22 protein-coding genes are annotated in these 26161 nt (G+C 33.4%); 1 reads left to right on the top strand and 21 read right to left on the bottom strand.

Going from position 1 to position 26161, the window contains the following annotated elements; genetic code table 11:
- Positions 1-20 precede the first annotated feature (20 nt).
- The 17 genes from ACCQ40_RS02215 to ACCQ40_RS02135 all read right to left on the bottom strand — a co-directional run bounded on the left by ACCQ40_RS02215 (position 21) and on the right by ACCQ40_RS02135 (position 20882).
- Complete coding sequence (locus ACCQ40_RS02215) at positions 21-1010, bottom strand: Abi family protein (RefSeq protein WP_410032427.1); 990 nt, start codon at positions 1008-1010, stop codon at positions 21-23.
- A gap of 266 nt (positions 1011-1276) precedes the next feature.
- Entirely contained in the window at positions 1277-1624 is a 348-nt protein-coding gene (locus ACCQ40_RS02210) for an arsenic metallochaperone ArsD family protein (protein WP_410032426.1), read from the bottom strand.
- A gap of 298 nt (positions 1625-1922) precedes the next feature.
- A complete protein-coding gene (arsB, locus tag ACCQ40_RS02205; RefSeq protein WP_410032425.1) occupies positions 1923-2963 on the bottom strand; it encodes an ACR3 family arsenite efflux transporter in 1041 nt (346 codons plus the stop codon).
- Positions 2960-3376 carry an arsenate reductase ArsC gene (locus ACCQ40_RS02200; protein ID WP_410032424.1) on the bottom strand — a complete coding sequence of 139 codons (417 nt, stop codon included), beginning with the start codon at positions 3374-3376 and terminating at the stop codon, positions 2960-2962. Before ACCQ40_RS02200 ends, arsB begins: the two co-directional genes overlap by 4 nt.
- A 7-nt stretch (positions 3377-3383) precedes the next feature.
- On the bottom strand, positions 3384-5126 hold the full coding sequence (gene arsA, locus ACCQ40_RS02195; RefSeq protein ID WP_410032422.1) for an arsenical pump-driving ATPase: 1743 nt from the start codon (positions 5124-5126) through the stop codon (positions 3384-3386).
- A gap of 29 nt (positions 5127-5155) precedes the next feature.
- Positions 5156-5527 carry an arsenite efflux transporter metallochaperone ArsD gene (gene arsD, locus ACCQ40_RS02190; RefSeq protein ID WP_410032421.1) on the bottom strand — a complete coding sequence of 124 codons (372 nt, stop codon included), beginning with the start codon at positions 5525-5527 and terminating at the stop codon, positions 5156-5158.
- Between the two features lie 104 nt (positions 5528-5631).
- Positions 5632-5934 carry an ArsR/SmtB family transcription factor gene (locus ACCQ40_RS02185; RefSeq protein WP_410032420.1) on the bottom strand — a complete coding sequence of 101 codons (303 nt, stop codon included), beginning with the start codon at positions 5932-5934 and terminating at the stop codon, positions 5632-5634.
- 700 nt (positions 5935-6634) lie between these two features.
- The gene (locus ACCQ40_RS02180) at positions 6635-7540 is read right to left on the bottom strand and encodes a hypothetical protein (RefSeq protein WP_410032419.1); all 906 of its coding nucleotides are present in this window, start codon (positions 7538-7540) and stop codon (positions 6635-6637) included.
- Positions 7541-7648: 108 nt separating this feature from the next.
- On the bottom strand, positions 7649-8320 hold the full coding sequence (locus ACCQ40_RS02175) for a DUF4357 domain-containing protein (protein ID WP_410032418.1): 672 nt from the start codon (positions 8318-8320) through the stop codon (positions 7649-7651).
- Positions 8321-8332: 12 nt separating this feature from the next.
- Positions 8333-8665, bottom strand: coding sequence for a DUF4177 domain-containing protein (locus ACCQ40_RS02170; RefSeq protein ID WP_410032417.1), 333 nt, complete (start codon positions 8663-8665; stop codon positions 8333-8335).
- Positions 8666-8680: 15 nt separating this feature from the next.
- Entirely contained in the window at positions 8681-11776 is a 3096-nt protein-coding gene (locus tag ACCQ40_RS02165) for a type I restriction endonuclease subunit R (protein WP_410032416.1), read from the bottom strand.
- Positions 11769-12959, bottom strand: coding sequence for a restriction endonuclease subunit S (locus ACCQ40_RS02160; protein ID WP_410032415.1), 1191 nt, complete (start codon positions 12957-12959; stop codon positions 11769-11771). Before ACCQ40_RS02160 ends, ACCQ40_RS02165 begins: the two co-directional genes overlap by 8 nt.
- Positions 12949-14448: a type I restriction-modification system subunit M gene (locus ACCQ40_RS02155; protein ID WP_410032414.1), complete on the bottom strand. Its 1500-nt coding sequence runs from the start codon at positions 14446-14448 to the stop codon at positions 12949-12951. The genes ACCQ40_RS02160 and ACCQ40_RS02155 overlap by 11 nt, the downstream gene beginning before the upstream one ends.
- 194 nt (positions 14449-14642) lie before the next feature.
- Entirely contained in the window at positions 14643-17096 is a 2454-nt protein-coding gene (locus ACCQ40_RS02150) for a lamin tail domain-containing protein (RefSeq protein ID WP_410032413.1), read from the bottom strand.
- Positions 17097-17245: 149 nt separating this feature from the next.
- Positions 17246-18250, bottom strand: coding sequence for an ornithine carbamoyltransferase (gene argF, locus ACCQ40_RS02145; protein ID WP_410032412.1), 1005 nt, complete (start codon positions 18248-18250; stop codon positions 17246-17248).
- A 126-nt stretch (positions 18251-18376) separates the two neighbouring features.
- On the bottom strand, positions 18377-19312 hold the full coding sequence (gene arcC, locus ACCQ40_RS02140; RefSeq protein WP_410032411.1) for a carbamate kinase: 936 nt from the start codon (positions 19310-19312) through the stop codon (positions 18377-18379).
- Between the two features lie 40 nt (positions 19313-19352).
- Positions 19353-20882, bottom strand: coding sequence for an alanine/glycine:cation symporter family protein (locus tag ACCQ40_RS02135; RefSeq protein ID WP_410032410.1), 1530 nt, complete (start codon positions 20880-20882; stop codon positions 19353-19355).
- A 347-nt stretch (positions 20883-21229) separates the two neighbouring features.
- Here ACCQ40_RS02135 and ACCQ40_RS02130 point away from each other — a divergent pair, with 347 nt between their 5' ends.
- On the top strand, positions 21230-22351 hold the full coding sequence (locus ACCQ40_RS02130) for a helix-turn-helix transcriptional regulator (protein ID WP_410032409.1): 1122 nt from the start codon (positions 21230-21232) through the stop codon (positions 22349-22351).
- Between the two features lie 45 nt (positions 22352-22396).
- Here ACCQ40_RS02130 and ACCQ40_RS02125 read toward each other — a convergent pair whose 3' ends face one another.
- The 4 genes from ACCQ40_RS02125 to ACCQ40_RS02110 form a co-directional block, all read right to left on the bottom strand.
- Entirely contained in the window at positions 22397-23215 is an 819-nt protein-coding gene (locus ACCQ40_RS02125; protein ID WP_410032408.1) for a MurR/RpiR family transcriptional regulator, read from the bottom strand.
- Positions 23216-23224: 9 nt separating this feature from the next.
- A complete protein-coding gene (locus ACCQ40_RS02120; protein ID WP_410032407.1) occupies positions 23225-24115 on the bottom strand; it encodes an ROK family protein in 891 nt (296 codons plus the stop codon).
- A gap of 61 nt (positions 24116-24176) precedes the next feature.
- A complete protein-coding gene (locus ACCQ40_RS02115; RefSeq protein ID WP_410032406.1) occupies positions 24177-24626 on the bottom strand; it encodes a NanQ anomerase/TabA/YiaL family protein in 450 nt (149 codons plus the stop codon).
- Between the two features lie 9 nt (positions 24627-24635).
- Complete coding sequence (locus ACCQ40_RS02110; RefSeq protein WP_410032405.1) at positions 24636-26150, bottom strand: sodium:solute symporter family protein; 1515 nt, start codon at positions 26148-26150, stop codon at positions 24636-24638.
- Between the last annotated feature and the right edge of the window lie 11 nt (positions 26151-26161).

The following is a 26161-nucleotide window of genomic DNA, read 5'->3' as shown; positions in this document are numbered from 1 at the left end:
AATAACTATCCAAATAGTATCTAAAATTTTGGATAGTTATTTTTTAATTTTAAATCTTCTATTAATTTAGCCTTACTTTCAAAATCAGTTGGTATACCAGTAGCATTCATATAATCATATACTATCTGATAATCTCTTTTAGCGAAAGCTTTAGCAGTTACAATTATTGATGAATTCATTTCGGATGTAATTAAGTAATCACGCATAAGAATATTCATACATATAATCATTGCATAAACATTGTTATAATTATTTTTATCAAATAAATTTTGATAATTAGAATTACCAACAATATTCCTGTTAATATTATAAACATTATCCTTGTATGTTATAAATTTTAGGTTGTGGGCGATTTTATTCCTAAACCTTCTAGTAATACTCAAAGAATTGAATAGAACTTCTTTTTTATTTTCATCCACAATTTCATCATCTAGTAAAATACTACACACTTCCATTTTATCATCGCTTCTTAATAATTTGTACAACCTTATAGATTGGTCGAAAGTGATATTTTTAAATAGTATCCATGGTGGAATATGATTTTTTTTCATTTTATAATGTTTTGTAGGTTCCTCAATTGAATCGATAGATTTTTCGTATACTTTTCTAATCGAATTTAATAATGAAATAGTTTTACTATGATTTGGTCTAAGATAGTTATTAGGACTCAAATAATTATCTTCTAACACGCCATAATTTTTTGAGATTATGTAAGCCAGAGCATTTTTAAACGATGTTTCAATTATAACGCTATATTTAAATAATATATTTTGTATATTTCGGTCAAAACGAGAAAATAGATATAAATATTCTATTGATAAATTCGGTCTGAAATTATCATCAATCATAAATATATCTTTGTAACCATTAACTAAATCATAATAGGATATCATAAAAATAATATTTTTTGCAGCATTCCTGTCTTTTATTACTAACCCTCTACTTTCTAATATATCTATTTGTTCATCCACAGTTTTAAAAGGTTTGTCTGGTTGTAATTCATTGCTCATATTTTTACCTCAAACAAAAATCCCCATCATCAAAAGATGATAGGGATCTAAGCAGTTCGCTTTCGCGTAACCATTGTATACACTATCATTATATAATATTATACTATTTTTTCAAGATATAAGGGCGTTTTATTGCTAATTTTATCGATAATATCAATACACTGTATATTTTATATTATATTAACCACAGATAAATTTATAACCCAATTTAGTACAAAAATAGAGATTAATTATATAAAAATTAACCTCTATCTTTCAAGTTGTATTTAGCAGCTACAAGTACCGCCACCACAGCCACATCCACCTTCATCATCCATATCATCAAGGTCTGAATCTGGGAATAGGTGTTCATAGAATTCTGCATTTTCTGGATACCTGCGAGTTATTACTACCTCATCATTTAGTAAAACGATAGGAAGTACGTCTTCTCCATTTTCAGCTAAAAATCTAGTTACGATTTTGTTCTCATCAAATTTTTCTTTTGAATCATCTAGGCTATATCTAGTAATACCAGCACCTACATTAGTAAGCTCAGTAACAATTGTATTGACCCTATCAAGTTCTTTGCTATCTACGCTATTTGATTTTGGTTCGTATATATATAAATTTCTCATTGATTCCTCCATTGAAATTGATTATCATTACATATTTATAATACCGTATGACTATTAAAAATCATGTAAAATCGAAAATAAAATTTGAAATTTTATCTGAATTAGATATGAAAATATTTTAGAAAAAATGTATTAAAAAATTATAGCTATCGACTGTAGATTTGCAGCTTGTGAATCACTAATTATAAATTTGATATACTTATCACATAAAACATAAAATAATAGCCAATTATAAAAATCAGCCCTAGGATAACTAAGGCTGATTTTTTATGATAATTTTTAAAAAATATTTATACAATTATCGGTTAAATTTATATTCCAGTGAGTTTGCAATTCTTACTAAGAGTAGCATTACTGGTACTTCTACCAAAACTCCTACCACTGTTGCAAGGGTTGCACCAGATGATAGGCCAAACAATGAAATAGCCACAGCTACAGCTAGTTCAAAGAAGTTAGATGCTCCTATCATACCGCATGGAGCAGCTATTGAATAAGGCAATTTTGCAAGATATGCCATACCAAAGGTAATAGCAAATATCAGGAAGGTTTGAAGTATAAGTGGTACTGCTATAAGAGCAATATTTAGAGGTTGGTCGATAATTTTCATTCCTTGGAATGAGAATATAATTATTAAAGTTAGTAATAATCCAACCATAGTATACTTATCAAAAGATGGTATAAATTCGTTATTTAAGTAATCTTCACCCTTATTTTTTATCACATAGTTTCTAGTAATCATACTTAGGATAAGGGGAACTACTATAAATAGTACGATTGATAAAAGTAGAGTCCCCCAAGGTATATTGATATTGCCCCTCTTTAGTAAAAAGCTTACTATTGGTATATAGGCAATTAATATAATAAGGTCATTGCTCGCCACTTGAACTAGGGTATAGGCACTATCCCCTCTTGTTAGCTTACTCCAAACAAATACCATGGCCGTACATGGAGCTGCTCCTAATAAAACTGCTCCTGCTAGGTATTCTGATGCTAGATTTTCGTTAATGATATTTTTGTAAATACCAAAGAAAAATAAGCTAGCTATAAGATACATAGTAAAGGGTTTGATAACCCAGTTGGCAATCCATGTTATAAACAGTCCCTTGGGATTGTTTTTGATATTTTTTATACTCTTAAAATCAATTTTGAGCATCATTGGATAGATCATAATCCAAAGAAGTATGGTTGTTGGGATAGATACATTATAAAACTCAAACTCTCCCAGAGCCTCTGGGATAGCAGGTAGGAAGCGTCCGATTAAAATACCTATAGCCATACATATCAAGACCCAAAATGTAAGGTTTCGCTCAAAAAAGCTTATATCTTGTTGTTTTTTCATCTACCAAACTCCTCATCTATTTCACTGATTAAGTCCTTTAATTTTCCTTCAATTTCATCTATTACTTTGATAAACTCCTCATCAGACTTACCAGTAGGGTCTTCTATCCCCCAGTCATACTTTTTGTGCTTGAAAGGAAGTATTGGGCATACCACATTACAACCCATAGAGATGACATAGTCTACTTCAGGTAGGTCATCTATGAGTTTGGAATACTGGTCTTCTTCCATATCTATCCCGTGGATTTCTTTCATAAGTCTTACTGCATCTTGGTTTATCTGAGCTACTAGCTCAGTTCCTGCAGAGTAAAAATCTATTTTATCTCCAGCAAATTTCTTGCCAAGGGCCTCAGCTATCTGAGACCTGCAAGAATTGTGAACACATATAAATGCAACTTTTGCTTTTTCTGTCATAATATACCTACTTAATTAATTTATCTAAATTAGATCCCTTGATTTGGTCACTAGACCATGGGATTATTGTGAAGTTACCATCTGTGCGCTCGTCAACCTTATTTATCCATTCTAGCTCACTATTAGCCTTAGCTTGTAGGGTCTTGTTAGTAGAGCCAGTTTTGTATATAGATGAGTTTATAATCCACCAGTTGCTATAAATTCCCGCTCTTTTTAGGTCTTCTTCAAGTCTTACAGACTCATAGAAAGGAGTAGGTTCTGCAAGTGTTACAATTAGGACCTCTGTTTCATCACTATTTTTTAATCTAGGTAGAAGTTTTTTTGCTGATTCTGGAACATTACCTTGGTTTTTTTCTATCTCTTGGTTGTAGGATTCTGTAGAATCTAGAAGCAGAAGTGTATGTCCTGTTGGAGCTGTATCTATAACAACAACTTCACTATCAGCCTTATCCACCACATCTGCAAAAGCTCTAAATACGGCAATCTCTTGAGTACATGGTGATCTTAAATCTTCTTTTACATATTCCAAATCATCATCAGACATGGTTTTTTTAGCATTTTCTAGAACTTCTTCTTGGTATTTTTTTAGTTCTTCCTCTTCATCTATATGGCTTATAGTTAATAAGTCATCTTCTTCAATCATGCCAGTCAAATGGTTGGCTGGGTCAGTTGTAGTTAGGTGGACCTTTTGCCCCTTATCGGTAAGTCCCTTAGCGATAGCAGATGCTATTGTGGTCTTTCCTACACCACCTTTTCCCATGGTAAAGATAACTTTTTTCTCATTCTTATATAAGTCATCTACTATATCTTTTAGGCTTGTGTTTTCATTTATATTAATATCTACATCACTAGTATAGTCCTTATCCTCAATCAGAAGTGATCTTAGGTTTTCGATACTATTTAAGTTGTATCCCCTAAGTGGGATAAAGAAAGTTTTAAGATCCTTAAGACCTTCTGGCATCTTGTCTAAGGATTCTTTTTGTTTTTTATAGAAAGCTTCAGAAACTTCATCATCATGGCCACTTAAAAGACCATTTATGATAAGAATTTGATTGTTAATACCTAGTTCTGATAGTTCATGAGATGCTCTATTTGCTTCAAGAAGAGGAGTTTCCTCAGGTCTTGCAACTAATACTAAGCTTGTAAGATTGCCATCAGCTAGAGTATCTACAGCAAATTTGTATGTTTCTTTCTCATCTTCTAGACCTGATAATTGACCTAGGCATGAAGCTCCGTGAGTACTTTCGCTGATAAAGCTCGTCCAAGCAGAAGGAAGTTGGAGCATCCTTAAGGTATGGCCAGTTGGCGCAGTATCAAAGATTATATAATCATATTTATCTTTAAGGTCTGAAGCAGTTATAAACTTAGAAAATTCATTAAAGGCAGCTATCTCAACAGTACAAGATCCGGATAACTGCTCTTCCATATTTTCTATTACACTATCAGGCAACTGTCCTCTGTAAGGACCAACCACACTTTCCTTATACTCATTAGCAGCTTCTATAGGATCAAGGTTGGCAACAGTAAGACCATCCACACCTTCTATCCTTACACCCTTATTATCAAGCTCAGTTTCAAAAACATCCTGAAGATTAGAAGCTGGGTCAGTACTTATTAATAGGACCTCATTGCCCATATCAGCTAGGCTTATTGCACTAGCACAGGCAGTAGAAGTTTTTCCAACTCCTCCCTTTCCTGTGAAAAATAAGTATTTAGTTAGGTCGATTTCCTTAATATCAAATTGTTTCACTTAAAGTCACTTCCTTTTTCTTGTTGCTATTAGCAGCAGCATCCACTGCCAGAGCAGCAGCTTCCACTATCACTATTTGTTTCTTCTATTGCATCATCAGCTAAAAATAACATTTCATAAAATTCTTCATTGCTAGGATATTTACCTGTCATAACAATTTCATCATTAATCATTACAACTGGTAGGATATCTCTACCTTTTTCCCCTAAAAGATTGTTAATAATTTTGTTTTCTACAAAATCTTTAGTATTGCTAGTTAGGTTATATCTATCAATGCTAGCCCCACTTTTTGTAAGCTTATCTATCAAAGTAGATACTCTCATCAACTCTTCATCTGGGCTTGGTCCACATACACCTGTTGAGCAACACATAGCATCTTCATATATATACATCTTTTTCATAAAATCCTCCCTTAATTTAAAACCATAATAATATATGTAACAAAATACATATAGACACATTCAAATATTTCTATATGTTTTAGAAAAAATATTTGCCTAGGATTTTACACCTTGCAAATACAGTCATCTTGGATATGAAATATAAGATTTAAACTATCCTCAATCTCATCTAAACGATCCTTATTTAAAGAGTAGTAGGTATTCTTACCCTCTCTTCTGCTAGACACAAGACCAACCTCTTCTAGCTTTCTCATATCATGAGATAAGGTGGGTTGGCTTATATCAAATTTTTCAAGTATCTCACAAGCGCAAAGCTCATCGCAAGATAACATATCTATAATCTTAAGCCTCTTAGGATCAGAAATTGCCTTTAACTTTTTAGATATATTTTCATAATCAATACTCATAATCCACCTCATATAGAAATATTTCTATATGTTATGATACCGGCGGATTTGGGGGTGTCAAATGGATTTTAAAATAAAATATCTTTGGGTAAAAGTGAGGAAATATTAGGCAGATAAAGGTATAGCTTAAGAATTTTGGGTGAATAATATAAAACTCCAGATATAGGACAAAATTAAATATAATAATAAACTGACTTGTATAGGGCAGGAAAATAAGAAAATCATTGCGGTAAAGTCAGAACTAAGATCTATCACTACAAGCTATTAACTAAAGAGATTACTTCTTAAAATTACACCAATAAATATTTCGGATTATATCAACCAACCTTTGCAATACTTCTCTTATGATATAGATAATTAAAACTAAGTAATGATAAAATCTTAAGCTAATGGATCTACTAACTCTAATAAGCATATGGTTTTCTTATAAAAAACCCAGCTAGTTAATCACTTTATATAAAAATAGCCGGTATAAGACTCCTCCTTAATATATTACTAAAACTTATACCGGCATAAGCTAAAATACTCATTACAAAACCCATCTACAAGCTAATTCCTTTATTGACTGGTAGGTGGGTTTGTTTTTTTATAAGATTGAGTAGGGCAAGAGAGTTCGAAAGAGTCTTTGGGGAAATAGTTAGAATAAAGTTGAGGATGTATTATTCTCAATTTACTCTTATAGTATAATTATTAATTCATATTAATTCTCTTCATAATCTTCGCCTAAAAATTCATTACTCATAGAAGTTATTATAAGTTCTCCTCCAACATTTTTAGCATAAAATCTATTTTTCATATCTTTTGTTTCATTATTAATCAAGGGACTAATTTCATCCTTAATTATTTTCCTTTCAGCCTTTTTTACTATATCTATAAAGTCTTCAATTACTTTATTACTATTCTGATAAATATCTTGATTCATTTCTTTTCCATGCATAACTATATTTCTTATCTCTATTATTTCTTGAAACTTTTCCTCTACAAAATTAGTTTCATCTGTGTTTATATACCTATTCCAGAAGCATACTTTTTGTTCTCCATTATTGTTAAAATATGGATAATTTCTAAAAAGAAGATTTCTAAAATCTGAAAAATAAACGAATTCAAGAGCATTTTCTAAAGACCATTCTTTTTTCCCATTTTTTTTAATATTACTCATAATATTCTTCTTATGCTCTTTATCTATCTGATGGATAAATCTTTCAATCCACATGTTACCATAATTGTTAACGACCCCTACATATATGATATTTCTGATACTTCTTTCGATGTATATTAATTTAGGGTATAAAACTTTGCAGTAATAATCTGACACTCCATCATAGCTAAAAACAATATAGAAATCATTAAAGTCACTAGATTTTTTTATAATCTTCTTGATTTCGTTAAGTATGGTCTCTTGCTTATCGATAGGTCCATCAGCTTTTATATTTATTTCTAGCAAGTGATCCAGTGGTTCCTTATGATATGCCACTGTAAGTTTACATTCTTTATATTTTTTACTAAAATCCTTTACGAAGTCATTCTTAGATAAAACCTGTTCTGCAGGGGTTATAGATTTTACTTTATCATTATCTTTAGGTAACAATATACATTCCAGATACATTAATATTCTTCTCCATCGAAATTATTAATACAGTACTTTCTTAAAATTCATTTATTTAATCGAACTAATTATAGTTATAAGAAAATTACTTTTACTTCCATATAATCCTTAAATATATCTATATATATCTATAGGTTCGCCATCTTTATTTTTCCAATTCCACCAACCATTAGCATTTTTTCCAACTAAAATCCACGCTGCCATTGATGGAGAACTACATATTATATCTTTTTGTAATATCCCATCTACTACTGGAGCTGATTTAACTACTTCAGGTGGATTCTTATGAGTGATTGGTGCGCACCTCGCCCCTGCCTTTAAAGTGAGAGTCCCTCCATTATTTATCAATACTCCATGTGTTTTCCCGAATCCTCTTACATTTCTATTTAAGTAATACTCCCCATCTGGTAATGATTCAATTCCAGATTTCTGACTAAGCTCCTCCGTAGATTCAGAAAAGACTTCCCTCTTTGTCTTTTGCTCAGGATAAACTTGTTTCCCCTCAAAGGAAGACAATAACTGAGTTACTAAATCTATATCTAATGCAAATAGCTCAGTATTAGGAACACGACTCTTGGAGAATATCTCATGCAAGAGCTTCTCTTTTTCGTCATAATCATCAAGCTCTATAGCAAACTCACGGCTAAGCCCTGTTACATTAGCATAACCATGGCGTTCTAATCCATACATTCTATTATCAAAATTATTAACATCAGTCTTACCAATCTTTATTAGACCTGGCACTACTGTTGTCATTACATATATTATTCCTCTTGCCAATACAAATCTCTCCTATTCGATAGATTCAAATACCATAGTTGCTTGAATCCTATCCCCTCCGCCAAGGCCAACACTTGATCCTACCGATGTTGAAATAGTATGTAATTTGTATCCTTTTTGTGCTTGCTTGTTAATCACCGCTTCTAATTCAGATAAGTTTTTAGACCCAGTTCCTATAAATTTTTCTTTCAAAGTAACTTGTAAAACTACATATTTATAAGACCTTCCACTTCCATGTGATACTGTAGATTTATCAGCCATGATTTTAGCCAATTCTTCTTCATTGATTTCTGCTCTTCTTATTTCTGTTGATTCATCATTATTTTTCTTAAAAAATTTATCCATCTATAGATCTCCTTTTTATATAACCATGCCATCAAAATACTCAGCCTGCTCCACAAGCAAATCTATTATCTTATTACGGCTATCTGCTGGGTATTTATGTCTTGCCAGTAGTCTTTTGATGGCTCTTCTCATATTTGCTCGGCCGGATTCTCTCATCATCCAGTCTGAGGTCATTTCTTCTGATATTGCTTCTGTTAGTTCTTGAGTAAAGGTTATTAGCTCCTCATTTGTATAAAAATCGTGGATGTTTTCTGGCTTTGATATTGCATGGTAAAATGCTAATTCTTCTCGGCTTAAGCCTAGACTTTTGTTTTCTTCTTCTAATTTTACAATTTCTTCTGCTAGACTCATTAAAGCTTCCCTGATTGTTCCAAGGTTGTAGTCATCTTTGTCTTCTTTCACTAATCCTACAAACTTATCCAAACTTTCTGCATTATCTACCATGCTTTCTCTGTAGGATTTCATAATGCGTTTTAGTCTTTCGGAAAACTCCTCACCCTTTACTATATCACCTCTGGATATAGTTCTTATTTCATCTTCTATAAGCTTATTTAAGAGTTCTATACTTAGATTTTTTTGCTCCATTTGAGAAATTTTTTCTAAAAATAGTGGGTCAAATAGGCTAAATCCTTTGTCAAAATCTTGAAAAAGATTGATAACCCCTTCACTGTGAATGGATTGCTCTAGAAGTTTACTTATTTGTTCATTGATTTCATTTTTATTTAATTTACCATGACCTGTAATCCTATTTAAACTTGTGCGTATAGCTTCAAAATATGCAGCTTCTCTTTGTTCTTTTTCGTTTGTTATAGAAGAACATAAGGTATGGGCCTGTTTTAATGCGTAGGATTCTCTTTTAAAAGAATTTTGTTTTTCTTCAGAAAAAGTCAACACATGATTTAGCCCTTCGGTTATGAGGTTTGCTAATTGATTAGGTTTAATTTTTTCAGAAAATATCATTGAATAATTAAAATTACAGAAAAATACATCTCTACATACTTCAAGTTTTTCCCTAAACATAGGATATGCCGAATCCCTAATATTTGCATTTTCTATTTGTTTTTGGTCTGCCTTAGTATAATTGCTCATAGCTTCTTTTAGAGCACTTGCTATACCAATATAATCTACTACGAGCCCTCCTTCTTTATCCGCAAAAACACGGTTAACTCTGGCTATAGCCTGCATGAGATTGTGGCCTTTCATTGGTTTATAGACATACATGGTAGAAAGGGAAGGCACATCAAATCCTGTCAGCCACATATCTACAACTATAACTATCTTAAAGGAATCATTGTCATCTTTAAATCTTTTTGCTAACTCTTCTTTATCAGAGTTATTCCCTATAATTTCTTTCCATTCTATAGGGTCATTGTTGTTTGCAGTTACTACTACCTTTACTTTTTCATTCCAATTTGGGCGGACTTCTAGGATTTTATTATAAATTTTAACTGCTATTTGCCTATTATAAGCAACTATCATAGCCTTGCCAGTCAATAATTTTTCCCTAGTTTCTTCATAGTGGCTAATTATATCATTTACCAAAGTATCTATGGCTTCATCTGATCCTATGATTTGTTCAAGGCGGGATAATTCTCTTTTGCTAGCTTCTATATCCATTTCGCTGGCATGGTCGCTAAGCTCATCGTACTTATTATCAATTTGACTTAGGATATTTTGGTTAAGGCCTAGATTGATTACCCTGTTTTCATAGTAAACCGGTTTGGTAGCTCCATCCTCAACAGCCTGAGCCATATCATATACGTCGATATATCGGCCAAATATTTCTTGGGTGTCCTTATCGTTCTCGCTTAAAGGTGTACCAGTAAAACCAATATAAGTAGCATTTGGTAGAGATTTTCTAACCAATCTTGCCATACCGGATTGGATTTTCCCGTCTTTGGTCATTTTTTCTCGCATACCGTATTGGGACCTGTGGGCCTCATCAGCTATGACAATCACATCATCACGCAGGGTCAAGGCTTCTTCAGATTCTGCAAATTTTTGCATAGTTGAGAAAAATATTCCATTGCTAGTCCTGTTGTCCAAAAGCTCATGCAAGTTCTCACGTGAGCTTGCTTGAATAGGCTCTTGCCTTAAAAATTTAGCTGCTCTAGCAAATTGACCATATAGTTGGTCATCTAGGTCATTTCTGTCAGTAAGTATTACAAAAGTTGGCTTGCTTAAAGTACGCATCATACATCCAGTATAAAAAACCATGGATAATGATTTACCCGATCCTTGGGTATGCCAAAAAACTCCACCCCTGCCATCACCTGATCTGATAGCATCGATTGTGGAGTTAACAGCCTTGTGAACTGCAAAATATTGGTGGTACTGAGCTAGTATCTTATTTGTACCATCATCCTTATGTTCAAAGAAAATAAAGTTTTTTATAATATCTAAAAACCTATCCTTGCTAAGAACACCAGAAAGCAAAGTCTTATAATCTGCATACTGGGTAGATTCATAGGACCCATCGATAGACTTCCACTCCTTATACCAGGCCTTGCCCGCGGTAATAGTCCCAATTTTTGTAGTAGTAAAATCAGAGATAATATTAAAGGCATTATAGACAAATAGATTTTCTATGTCATATTGGTAATTTTGTATTTGCCTAAAGGCACTATCTATATCAGAGTTAATAGAAGTCATAGATTTAAGCTCTATAACAACCAAAGGCAGACCATTGATATATAAAATAATATCAGGTCTTTTGGTATCCTTGCCAATGATAGTAAGTTGATTAGTCACTACAAAAGAGTTATTTTCTATATTTTCATAGTCTATAAGGTAAACAGTAGAAGTTTTTTGCTCATCATCTTCATAATAAGAGATTTCTATCCCATTTTGTAGGTAGTCAAAAAAGACCTCGTTACGATTTACCAAAAGACCTGCATCTATATTTTTTATTTTATAGATAGCTTGGTCTATAACCTCCATAGAGATATCTGGATTAATATCTACTAGACCATCAGCTAAAATATCACTAGCAAGCACTGCCTTCATACTATCCCTTAGTATTTCTTGGTGGGGAATATATGTGTATCCTAGGTCCTCGATATGTTCTATAAATACTTTTTCAAATCCATCTTCTAGATATATCTCACTCATAATCTATATCCTCATCATCAATCTTTATATTAGAAACATCAATCTCCCCACTCATTAGCTTTGGTAGGAGGGTGTCTCGGGTTTGGGCTAGGGTTTGGTTTTGTTCTGATAGGAAATATTTATATTGAATAAATGGTTTCATAATCCTGTTGTATCTATCAATAACCTCTATTGTTGGAACTATGATTTTAATATCTTTAACGTTTTTTATTGTTAGTTGAGGTTGAGCAGAACCTGTGACGTAGTTTTCAAAATTTATAAAATCGAATAATTCACCAAAATAATAAAAGTAGTTTTCATCTATCTCATTAAATACTAGTGAGTTATTAGTAACAAATGAATATGGTTTTGAAAATCCAACCTTTCCTGAAGCTGCTCCCCTACAAGAAACTATAATCCTTGGTTTCTCATATAAATATTCACTGTAAAACCCAATCTCACCATTACCACCAAATACCGGATACCCATAATTTTTTAAGTTTTTGGTCGGCAAGTTTTTTCCATATTCTATATTAAACTTTCTTCCAAGATTAGATATATTCCAACCATTAGGAATCAATCCTAATTCACTTTCTACAAAGTTCCCATCTTGAAATGGTTCAAAATCTACAAACCATGATTTGAAAATAGCTTGAGCTTGGGTTTCTAGGTTTTCTATGATTTTATTATTTGTTTCTATTTTTTTATCTAAATTTGATAAAATTGATGATACTATTAGCTGTATTTCTATTCTAGGCAATTTTATTGACAACTCTTTCAAATCAGATGGCTTAATAGCTGGATAAGTTGATACTGAATCCTCAGCAATTTTTTGCAAGTAGTCAGTAATATTTGGCTGTGTTAAGTAATAATAAATATATTTAGAAACAGCTTTAGAAGTATTTGTATCTATAACAGCAAAGCCTGTTGAAACTAATAAATTTTTAAAATCATCTTCTATAAATCCATAATGTTCTTGATTTGGTCTTACAGTTGAGTAAAGAATACTGTTTTTTTGAGTGATTCTCTTCGCTCTAGAAGGCAATTTTTCTACTTTTAAATCAAACTCAACTATGTCATTTATAGTATTTTTTGTTAGATTTCCAGTATCTAGGTAATATGCCTTATTCCAATTCCATTCCTTCTTATAAGATGATTTATTGATTTTCACAATATCTTCTAATTTTAAGGTCTTAAACTCCATAACCGAGCTCCCCAATCTGTGCTCTTATCTCTTCTTCTAGCTTATTAGATTCGGCAAAAAGCAAGCCTAATTCATTGGTCAGCCTTTCCATTTTTTCTTCAAAGGGCTCGCCATCATCCTCTACTTCTTCTAGTCCTACATACCTACCAGGGGTTAGGACAAATCCGTTTTCTTCTATCTCATCTATATCAGCTGCATGGGCAAATCCAGCTTGATCTATATCTTTACCATTTGTAAAATTCTTATAAGTTTCAGATATATTTGCTATATATTCTACTGATAGGTCTCTGTGGGCCCTGTCTACCATGTGGCCCATATTTCTACAATCTAAAAATAGGGTTTTACTTTTTTGTTTTTTGTCTTTGTTGATTATCCATAGAGAAACTGATATACCTGTTGAGTAGAAAAGTTTATTCGGCATGGCTATGATGGCTTCTACTAGGTCATCTTTTATAATATTTGCTCTAATTTCTCCATCTTTTCCGATTGCTGATAGGGATCCATTGGCAAGGACTAGGCCAAGTTTCCCTTTTGGTGCTAGGTGGTAGATCATATGTTGCATCCATGCAAAATTGGCATTTCCTTCTGGGAGACCGTATTTCCATCTAACATCCTCTACTAATTTATCTCCTCCCCATTCTTTCATATTAAAAGGAGGATTGGCTAGGATATAGTCTGCACGCATGCTTTGGTGTTGGTCTTCGAAAAATGTATCTGCTGCGCCCTTTCCTAGGTCACCTTCTAATCCGTGAATAGCAAGGTTCATTTGAGCTAGCTTCCAAGTATTGGCATTTGATTCTTGGCCATAGATTGAAAGTTGGTTGACCCTGCCTTGGTGGCGTTCTACAAAGTTTGCTGATTGGACAAACATGCCACCTGCCCCACAGCAAGGATCATAGACTCTACCTACATATGGTTCTAAGATTTCTACTAAAGTTCTTACAATGCTTGATGGTGTATAGAATTCTCCTGCATTTTTACCTTCTTGGGAGGCAAATTGAGCTAGGGCATATTCATATGTACGGCCTAGGATATCTTTGGAATTTCCATGTTCTTTTAGCTTTAGGTTGTTAAATAAATCTACAACTTCTCCCAGACGTCTCTTATCTAGTTCTGGTCTGGCGTAGTTTTTTGGAAGGATGCCTTTTAGCCTGTCGTTTTCTTCTTCTATAGATACCATAGCCTTGTCTATTACTTGTCCTATTTCTGGTGTCATTGCTTTAATAGCTACGTAATCCCAGCGGGCTTCTTTAGGTACGAAAAATATGTTTTCTGCTACGTATTCTTCGCGGTCTTCTTCAAAACCATCGCCCTCTTCTACAAGTTTTTTGTATCTTTCTTCAAAAGAATCAGATATATATTTTAAAAATATTAGCCCTAGTACAACATTTTTGTACTCTGCCGCATCTATATTACCGCGTAGCTTGTCAGCCGCTGCAAATATTTCTTTTTCAAAGCCGAGATTAGCTCCACTTACTTTTTCTGACATAAGGCTCCTCCTAATTTATAATATGATTCTATAAATAATATTTTAAATATTTTCTTTATAATCATTATAACTAAAGTAGCTACCGAAGGCCAGAGTATTTGTAAAAAACAATTCTCCTTAAAACAGAGCTTCTACTTATATATAGAAAAACCCCAGGATTCTTCCCGAGGTTTTCTTTGTCCTTTTTCTATCACTTATTTTTCAGCTAAGATTATATCCATCTCTTCTAAGGCTTTTTGGCTTTTTTCTTGCAGTTTTTGTGATGTTTCTAGAAGTTTTGCTATTGTTTCTTTGTTTTTTTCTGCTATATTTGGTGCAATATCTTTTAGGATTTGGATTGCTCTTGCTGTTGTGCGGTTTTTTTCTACTGATGCTTTTAGTTTGTTGTATTTTGCTAGTAGGTCTTTTTTGTAGTAATAGCCTTCTTTTATTGATTTGTAGCCATTTGATACATAGATTATCTCGTCTGTGATTTTTTCTGCGTATGGTTCGTTTTTGCTTTGTTTTATTTGTGGCAATTCTTTGTTGTAGTGGATTTCGATTTCTTTTTTATCTTCTATTTTTAGTGTTGGTGGGATTACTATTGTTATATTGTCTATGATTGGCTTTTTGCCTTGGTCTTTTTTTGGGCTTTCTTTGCCTGGGATTTTTGTAAGCCCTAGGTCTTTCATGTAATCTGCTTTTATGGCGCTTTTTCTAAAGGCTTTGGTGTTTTCTCCGTCCATAAACCAGTAGGTTGATCTTAGTCCATCTGCTGATGCTTTTGGATCTATCATAAATCCTTCGTTGTTTAGGTCGATATTCATATCTTTTGGTGCTGTTACGTGGACAATTTTTGGATCTTTGCTTCCATTAAATTGGATTATATTGTGGATATTGTTGTAGTCATTGTCTGCGTTTGCCCAAAGCACGTTGTTTTCTGTATCAAAGTCCATGCTCATTACTCCACCTAGTCCTGTTTGGATTTCTGATATGACTTCTGCTTTTCCATTTTCTTCAAGTACTAGGGCGTATACATGGCCATTTGCTTCCATACCTACAAAGAATATTCCGTCTGCGTAGGCCTTTGGATAGTCGTTTTTGTCTAGGGCTTTGTTGTTTTTTTGGTCATATAATAATCCGTTTAGATTATCAAAGCTTACCCACTCAATGGTTTCTATGCCTAGGTTTGCTCCTACATCTGGCAATAATTCTGTGATGTTCCATTCTCTGTCTGCTACCATTTCTTTTGCATCTTTAAATGGATCTGCTACTTGAAGTATCATGTTTTTGTTTACATTTTTATCGCCGTTGTCGCGTTCTACTGCTAGGTAAACTCTTCCTTTATTATCTACTGTGATGCCTTCTGAGTCTGGACCTGCTGCTTTTGGATTATTGGCATCTTTTATAAATTTTACGGATTTTCCTTTGCCATCAAATCCTGGTGCAAATATCACTTGGTCATTTTCTACTTTGAAGATGATAAATCTACCTTCTTTGTTATTTACTCCATATATCCAACCATCGTGGTTGTCTAGGCCTGATAGGTCTTTTAGGTCAAATATTGATGTTTCGTCTAACACTTTTACTTCATCAATTCCTGGCCAATTTAAAGTTTCTACATCTATTTCTTTTTCTACATTTTCTTCTGTAGTGTTGGCTCTGCCTTTTGAAGCTTTACCATCTACAATTTCGCCTGTACCATCTGGGATTCTACCGTATGTACCATTTGCATGGCCTTGCCATGAAAACTTATCTACCAACTTATCTTCTTTATCGTAAAGATTTACTTCATCATTATCACCTAGGCCAAAGTCAAAGTCTACATTTTCTTCGAATACGAAAAATCCTTTGGCTGGAATGCTTGTTCCTTCTTTTACTGTATATTTAGAATCTTTTTTGTGTTTTGGGTCATTGTCTAGGATGTACCAACCAGATATATCTATTGCTTGGTCTGTATTATTATAAATTTCTGCATAATCATTGCCACCACTAGGATCTTTTGATTCTACTTCATTTACTACTACTTTGCCCTTAAATGCTGATTCTACTGTGTTAGTATCCTCAGCTGGTGGAGTTTGCTCTTCTTCTTTTGCTGGTATTGGGTTTATTTGTCCCTTTGAAGCTTTTGCTTCTTGCATTTGACCTGTCTCAGGATTTCTTGCAAAAACTTCATTTGGGTGTCCGCCTTCCCATTGGTAGCTTCCGATTAACTGATCATTTTTATTGAATAATCTTACAGTATCATTTTTTCCAAGACCAAAATCAAAGAGAGTATCTTCTTCTAATACAAAAACTTCTCCTGGATTTAATATTATTCTATCAAGTTTTATTACTTTATCCGCCCTATCTTCGCTATCGAAAATATACCAACCTGTTAAATCTACTGGACCATTTCCTTTATTTAACAATTCTACATAATCTTTTCCCTTATCAGGAGCTTTTGTCATTATTTCGTTGATGACAATATCAAAATCATTTTGACTTGTGTTTTCATTGTTTGCTGCTAATAAATTTACATTTTCTAAATCTGTGCTTGATTCTTCTAAGATTTGTGTTGTTTGCCCAAGTTCAACGTTATTTTCTGTTGCTAAATCTTGGCTTGCAAAACTTTCATTTGCTCCAAGGACTAAGCTTGTTGCAAGTACTACTGCTAGTAATTTTTTCATAAAATCCCCTTTATACTTTTTAATTTAAGTTTATATCAATGGTGTAAATTATATGTAAAACAAGTGTAAAGTTTTATAAATATTAGTTAACAAAAAAAAGACCCCCAAGGTCTATTGCCTTTGGAGGTCACTTTATTTTTTTATCTTAATTATTTAAGTGTAGCATACATGATTGCTTTGATTGTATGCATTCTGTTTTCTGCTTCGTCAAATACTTTTGATTGGTGTGATAAGAATACTTCTTCTGTTACTTCTTGGCCGTTTAGGTCGTATTTGTTTCCGAATTTTTCGTTAACTTCTTTACCTACTGTTGTGTTTAGGTCGTGGAATGATGGTAGGCAGTGCATGAAGATTGCTGTATCTTTTGCATTGTTCATTACTTCTTTGTTTACTTGGTATGGGTGAAGTTGTTCGATTCTTTGTTCCCAAACTTCTTCTGGTTCTCCCATTGATACCCAGATGTCTGTGTAGATTACGTCAGCATCTGTTGTTGCTTCTTTTACATCTTCTGTAAAGTTTACTTTTGATCCGTGTACTTCTGCAAATTCACGTGCTAATTGTTGTACATCTTCTTCTGGCCATAGGTCTTTTGGACCGCATCCTGTGAAGTTTACACCTAGTTTTGCACATGTTACTGCTAGTGAGTTACCCATGTTGTTTCTGCAGTCGCCCATGTATACAAAGTTGATGCCTCTTAGTTTACCAAAGTTTTCTTTGATTGTAAGCATATCTGCAATCATTTGTGTTGGGTGCCATTTATCTGTAAGACCATTCCATACTGGTACTCCGGCATTTGCTCCAAGTTCTTCTACTAGGTCTTGGTCAAATCCTCTGTATTCGATACCATCGTAGAATCTACCTAATACTTTTGCTGTATCTGCGATTGATTCTTTTTTACCCATTTGGCTTGAACCTGGATCTAGGTATGTTACTCCCATTCCTAGGTCATATCCTGCTACTTCGAATGAACATCTTGTTCTTGTTGATGTTTTTTCAAATAATAGTGCTATATTTTTACCTTCTAGGTATTTGTGTGGTGTACCTGCAAGTTTTAATCTTTTAAATTGTTCTGATAGTTGGATTAGGTAAAGTACTTCATCTTCTGTGAAGTCTTTGATTGCCATTAGGTTTCTTCCTCTTAAGTTAACTCCCATTTTATATCTCCTTTTATGTTACTAAAATATTACCAAATATATATTACAAAATGCCTTTTAAAGCATCTTATAAGCTACGTTACATTATTTTGTTACCCACATGTTTTGATTTTAATCAAGGGTGACTTAGCCGTTTATGATTTTTGTTCCTACTTCTCCTGATAGAGCGTATGCTGCTTTTTCTAGAGATGTAATGATTGCTGTTCCTTCTGGATTTTCTTCGATAAATTTAATGCATGCTTCTACTTTTGGTAGCATGGATCCAGCGTGGAATTGGTTGTCTTCGATGTGTTTTTTGATTTCATTTACTGTGATTTCACGAAGTTCTTCTTGGTTTTCTTTGCCAAAGTTTATATATACTGAATCTACTGCTGTTAGTATTAATAGTGTATCTGCACCGATGTCTGATGAGATTCTGCTTGCTACAAAGTCTTTATCGATTACTGCATCTACCCCTTTTAGTTCGCCATTTTCATTTAGAACTGGGATACCGCCACCACCACCTGTAACTACTACACCATCGTTGTCTAGATGGTTTTTAACTGTGTCTAGCTCAACGATTCTTTGTGGTTTTGGACTTGGAACTACTCTTCTAAATCCACGACCTGCATCTTCTTTAAATGTGTATCCATCTTTTTTTGTTATCTCGTTTGCTTCTTCTTCTGTGTAGAAGTTTCCGATTGGTTTTGTTGGATTTTCAAATGCTGGGTCCTTTGGATCTACTTCAACTTGTGTTACTACTGTTGCTACTTTTTTATCTATATTACGAGATGCTAATTCATTTTCGATAGCTTGTTGTAAGTGATATCCTATATATCCTTGGCTCATTGCCACACATTCAACTAATGGAAATTCTGGGATTGTTGAGTCTTCTTTAGCTGCAAGGGATAAAGCTAGGTTTATTACTCCTACTTGTGGTCCATTTCCATGAACTACTGCAACTTTATCATATGTTTCTACGATATCTGCTAATGATTTTGATGAGCCTTTTACAGCTTCAAGTTGTTCTTTTGGGCTATTTCCTAGGGCGTTACCACCTAGTGCTACTACTATTGATTTCATGTATCCTCCTGAAATTTAATAATGGTTTGTAAATATTTTTTTATCTTTCAACAGAATCATCATCTGATTCAAATGTTAAGGTTTCACCTTCGCGAACTTCTGTTGCGTTAGTTGTTGTAGTTGATTTTCTTACAGTTTCATCTGTAGGTCTAGCTGGTGCTTTTACTTTTCCAGTATCTAGTCTGTAGTACTTATCTGATTTAAAGAAGTCATCAGCTATTTCTTTAACTTCACCACTCATCATTATAAGACCAATCAAGTTTGGTATTACTACAAGTCCTAATGTAAAGTCAAGGAATACTCCTGCATTGTCAAATGATACAAATAATGCAGCAAGTATCATAAGGGATGCAACTATTCTCATAACTTTACCAACTTTTGTACCAAATAGGTACTCAGCTTGTTTTTCACAGTAAAATACGATTACTATGATTGTTGATAATACGAACAGGAATAAGCAAATTGAGATGATTATTGAACCCCATTGACCAAATAAGGTGTTAAATGATCTTTCTACAGCTATTGATCTTACTGCTGCCATGTCAGCTTCACTCATACCTGGTTGCCATACTCCTGTAAGGATTACTACTAGAGAAGAAATTGTACAAACTATAATAGTGTCTGCAAATACTTCAAAAACTCCCCATAGACCTTGTCTAGCTGGGTGGTCTGTTGTAGCTGCAGCGTGTCCATAACCTGCAGAACCCATACCAGCCTCGTTTGAGTATACTCCACGAGCTACCCCTTGGGATATTACTTTTGAAATTGTTACACCTGCTACACCACCCATAGCTGCTTTAGGATTAAATGCTCCTTTAAATATATAACCAAAAGCTGCTGGAACATCACCTATGTGCATGATTATTATAAGTAATCCACAGATAATATAAAAAGCTGCCATGATTGGAACTAGTTTTTCTGTTACCTTACCAATTTGTTTTACTCCACCAAATACAACTATAGAAACTAAAATAAAAATACCAATAATAGCAATTCTTTTAGCTGTAAGTTCATCTACTGCAAGTGGTTTAAATACACTTTGGATTGGGTTAACCGCTGATAGTGTTTGAAGGGTAATTGATGGAAGGATTTCTATCATAAAGAAAAATGCTGCAAGGGAACCTAGTACTTTACCAAGATTGCCTTTTAGACCATTTTTAAGCATGTATGAACATCCACCAACGTACTCTCCTTCAGAGTTTAGCTCTCTGTATTTGATAGAAAGAGCAACTTCTGAGAACTTTGTTGCCTGACCGATGATTGCTGCTATCCACATCCAAAAGATTGCACCAGGACCTGCTATAAAAATAATTGTTGGTGCTACTACGATATTTGCAGCTCCAATTGATGAAGCCAGTGCGGTTGTCATAGCTTGGAAAGCGGAAACTGTACCGTCACCTTGATTTTCTTTGGAAAACATTTTTCCAAAAGTTTGGCCCATTATGTATCCAAAATGGCGCAATTGGAAAAATCCTGTTCTGATAGATATAAGCAAACCGCCGCCCATTAATAGGACTAATAAAGGCCAGCTCCACAACCAATCAGTAAAGCGTGATAATGTATCTAACATAATTTTCTCCTTTTTTATAAGTTCGATATGACTTATAAATATTTACAAACCATCATCTTGATAAAAGTATATCATAATCGTAATCAACTGAGGGACATCTAAGTTAAAAATTATTGTAAAATTAATGCAAATGTTTTCATAGCCTTAAAGGATTTATTTTTTTAAAATTTTTTGTACTTTAATGGGCCAAATTATGTTATAATTAGAGCGATAAGAGGTAAAAGGGAGGGATTAATATCAAAGATCATACCAATATCCAAGATGAGTCAACATATTTTCAAACTGACTTTAGCCAATCAGTTCTAATAGATATAGGAAGTGAGATTTGCAGCAAAGAAACAGATCCTTTGCTTCATACCAATGCCAGATTTTGGTATATAAAAAGTGGCAAGGCTATTTTTAATATCCAAGGGGAAAACTATACCCTAAAAGAAGGAATGCTTGTAGGGATATTGCCATGGTACTACACACAAATTATACAAATTATAGAACCAATAGACCTAGATATTGTGGTAGTAGATATTGAGCTTATAAATATCATACTTAAAAAAACTAACGAAGTATTTGGATCTACTGCTCAAATCACTACTGCTATATCTGAAAATACCTATGTTATTTTAAATGATGATGAAAGAAAAATGGTAGAAAATATCATCCAAATCCTAAAAGATGAGTTTCGCTCCTTTAATAATGGCAAGGCCTATGCCAATCAAATGATTTATATAAAACTTATGGAACTTGCTATTTTATTTGAAAAACTAACTGACAAGGGTAAAAAAAAACTCCAAAACAATAATAAAATAGAAATATTTCACTACATCTGGGCCCATTTGGATGAAAAAATTACTTTAAAAAGCCTAGCAACCACCTTTTATATTTCAGACTCAAATATTTCAAAGTACATCAAAGAAGAAACTGGCCTATCCTTTACCGACCTTACCTCACTTATGAAACTTACTAAACTTATGGGCTACCTCAACTTTTCTGAAAAAAGTTTGCAAGAACTTTCTGTTATCCTAGGCTTTAAAGATGCCTCCCACCTTTCTAAATTTTTTAAGGCAAAAACAGGTCTTAATTCTAAGGATTACAAAAATTCCTACCATACCATAGATACATATGACTCGGTGGTTGGCTATGAAAAAATGGAAAATATAGTTGATAATCTAATAAATAACTACTATCAAGATTTAAAAATAGACGATATTTGCCAACAATTTGCTATAAGTCAAAACCAATTAAATAAGTCTTTAAAATTTTATGTAGGCAGGAGTTTTGATGATTATATCAACTATGTCAGAGTGATAAATGCAGCCAAACTCTTGCTGCAAACAGATGACTTAATCTCTGTCATAGCCTACAAAGTAGGTTTTAATACAACAAAAACTTTTTATAGGAATTTTAAAAAAATCTATGCTATAAATCCCAACGATTTTAGGCAAAAAATAACCTACCAAAAATATAATATCTAATTTAAAAAATCATTCCACAATTTGGAATGATTTTTTATTTCTCTTTTAGTGCCCATTGCCGAGGGCCCTTAGGGTATCATCATGCATCTTTTCCTTAAGATTTTTATCCTCATCCACAAAAAATGAATAAAGTAAATCTACCATTACCGATAAGGGAAATTGGGGACTTATGACATTGCCGTAGTTTAAATGTTTGAGGGATGGGACTAGGATTATTTCATCGCAATAAGACCTTAGCTCATCTCTATTTTGAGAGGTTATTAAAACTGTTTTTGCATTTTTATTGTGGGCTTCTTTTAAAAAGTATAGGACTTCCTTGGTTTCTCCGCTAATACTTAGGCCTATGACTAGGCTTTCTTCATTATGAAAAACGGCTCGCATTTTCATTTGATCAGCATCAGTTATGGAATCTATATTTACCCCTATTCTCATAAACCTTGTTTCCATTTCATTGGCTGCAAGACCCGATGATCCCTTTCCACATACAAAAACTTTTTGGGCTTTGTTTAAATAATCTATAACTCTTTTCAGCTGGTTTTCATCTATAAGTGAATAGGTTTTGTTTAAAAGTTCTTGATAAGTTTCTAAAACTTGGCTGACATTATTAGTAATTTCATCTTGCTTTTCCACAAATTTTTGCTTGTATTCGTAAATGAATTCTCTATACCCTCTAAAACCACACTTTTGGGCAAAACGAGACAGGGAAGCTTCTGATACAAAAAGTTCTTCTGCAAGTTTTTTACCAGAAAAATCTCTTTTTTGGTCATTATGGATAAAAAAGTCCGCAATATTTTTTTCAGTAGGCGTGAAATTTTCGTAGTTAGATTCTATGGTTTCAATTACTGATTTTACATAATAAGCCATAAAATTCCCTTAATTTTTGGCTTCTTGGTTTTTAAAATTATAAAAGGCTCCTAGCATGCCTGCTGCATTTTGATTACTAGCAAATTTTAGACTTATTGCATCATAAAGTGGTTTTTGTAAATATTTTTCTAGATTGTTATCTATTTTTTCATACAAATATTCTTCTTGAGCCATAATTCCACCGCCTAGGATAACTGTATCTGGGTTTAAGACATAGACTATATTTGCTATGCCTCTTGCTAGCACGTCGCACATTTCATCAATGGCTTTTATGCACATCTCATCTCCACCTTTAGCTAGGTCAAATATTTTCTTACCATTCCAATCTTCTACATTCTCACCTTTTAAATCAGCAACTTTTTCTACTAAGGCTTTTGCAGAGGCTAGGGTCTCAAAGGTGCTATTTTGCATATTCATATATCCAATTTCCATAGCAGATCCAGAAACTCCATGGTAAACTTCTCCATTTATTATAGCACAACCTCCTATTCCTGTTCCTATGGTAAGGATAAGGGCGATCTCACTATTTTTTCCAGCTCCTGATTTATATTCTGCAAGACCAGCGCAATTTACATCATTTTCTACAGTACAAGCTAGATTAAATCTTTCTTTGATAGGGTCTTTAAAATTTATTCCTGTATAACCTGGGATAAGTTCTGAGGCATAGCGGATAGAGCCATTTTTTGTATCAACCATACCTGCAGTAGATATGGCAACTCCTTCTACTTGATGATTTTCCTTATAGTCTCCCACAATTTTTAAGGTTTTTTCTAAGATTTGCTCACCACCCTTACTAGCTTCTGTGGCAAGCTCGTGTTTTTCTAAAATCTCTCCATTTTTATTTATCAGACCATATTTTATAAAGGTCCCGCCTATATCTATACTGATATATTGTTTCATAATCACTCCTAAGTTTTAGTTTTAAAAAGGCATAAGACTTCTTGCCTTATGCCCTTTTTAATTAAATTTTGATTTTAAATATTGCTTTTTTAGTATATACTGGATCATCTATTTGTAAGGCTGTCATATGAACATCATTTGGATAGCAAACTAAAAAGTCTCCTATTTTTAAATCTACTGATGAATTTCTCTCACCTTCTGCTGCTTGAAAGTCTTTTTCTTTATCATAGTCACCTAGGTCCATGTCTTTTAAAAAGTTTAAGTCAATTCTTTCTTCACCTAAAAGCATGAGGTGAAGGTCTAGGTATTCTTTGTGAGCTTCCCAAAATCTATTTTCTGGTGTTGTTGTATCATATTCTACTATGTTTACAAAAAATTCATCGCCATCGATTTTGTGGATACCTGCTTCCATGTTTTCCATATCATTTTCTTCGTAATAGTCAAAGCACGCTTTGATTTTATCTTCTAAGTAAGCATATTCTTCTAGATTTGTAATATTTCCAAATATCATAATTTTCTCCTATTGTTGATTATAAATTGTTGAGTTTACTGGTGGTATATCTTTTATACCCTTAACCTTATTATAAATTATAGATCCAATTACTCCAACTACTAATGACACTGCTATAGAAATAATTGAGTATGACCAGAATGATACTTTGGCTGGATCTACAAAATATTTTATATAAACCATTACAAGGGCAGCTACCGCAAAGGCAAGGCTTGCTCCAAATTTATTGGCAACTTTTGTAAAGGCACCTAGGATAAAGATTCCAACTAGGATTCCTAAAACTAATCCCATAAAGCCGTTAAACCATTCGTAGGCTGATTTTACTCCACCGTGGGCTAATAATATTGAAACAATTATTGCAAAAATACCTACTACTAAAGAAACTCTTTGGCCAATTTTAGTTTGTTTTTCAAAGGTCATGTCTTTTTTATTTAAAGTTGATTGGATATCTAAAGCCCAGCTTGATGCAACTGAGTTAAGTCCTGTGGATAGGGTTGATTGGGCTGCTGCATAAATTGCTGCAAGTAGTAAACCTGTAACCCCAACTGGTAGCTCATAGGCTATCCATGATGCAAAAATTTGGTCTTGTTGGGCATTTGGTGGTAGTGGATTACCTTGGACTTGGTAGAATACATATAGTCCTGTACCTATTAGGTAAAACACAGTAGCTATAAATATTGATAGGCAACCATTACCAATCATCATTTTTCTAAGTTGTTTAGGATCATTTGTTGTTGTAAATCTTTGTACTATATCTTGGCTTGATACATAAGAACCTATTGTATTTATACCAGCTCCTACAATTAGTAAAAAGACACTATCTCTTAGGATATTTGCATCAAAAATTGGTTGGTCTGCTGCTAAAAATTTGTGGTTAGCAAATAATTCTTGGTTAATAGCACCCATTCCACCATTTATATTACTGATAAGGTAGATTAGACCAAAAATAACACCAATTAGTAAAACTGATCCTTGGATAAAGTCAGTCCACAAAACAGATTTAAGACCACCTGAGTAGGAATAAATAATTGCTATTACTCCCATGATAATTATAAGAATATCTACATTTATGCCCATAAGGCTAGATAAAACCATGCATGGTAGATACATAATGATAGACATCCTACCAATTTGATAGATGATAAACATAATTGCCCCAAGGACTCTAAGGCCCTTAGATTTATATCTTATTTCTAGATATTGGTATGCTGTATCTATATCTAATTTTGCATAAATTGGCAAAAAGAATTTTATGGTAAATGGTATAGCAATTAGCATACCCAGTTGGGCAAACCACATTATCCATGTTCCTGCGTAGGAGTTTCCAGCAAGGGACAAAAAGGAAATAGGGCTAAGTAAGGTTGCAAAGATAGAAACAGATGTTACCCACCAAGGGATAGATCCATCACCTCTAAAATATTCCTTACCTGTCATTTCTTTTTTTGAGAAATGAAGTCCTGCAAAAAGTACTGCACCAAGATAAACTATCAGTATTATTAAGTCAATTGTTGTAAAACCCTGCATACTTTTCTCCT

The organism is Anaerococcus cruorum, assembly GCF_046365495.1.
GTDB classification, from domain to species: Bacteria; Bacillota; Clostridia; order Tissierellales; family Peptoniphilaceae; genus Anaerococcus; species Anaerococcus cruorum.
Note: the sequence above shows the minus strand (reverse complement) of the source record. Positions and strands in the feature narration are given on the sequence as shown.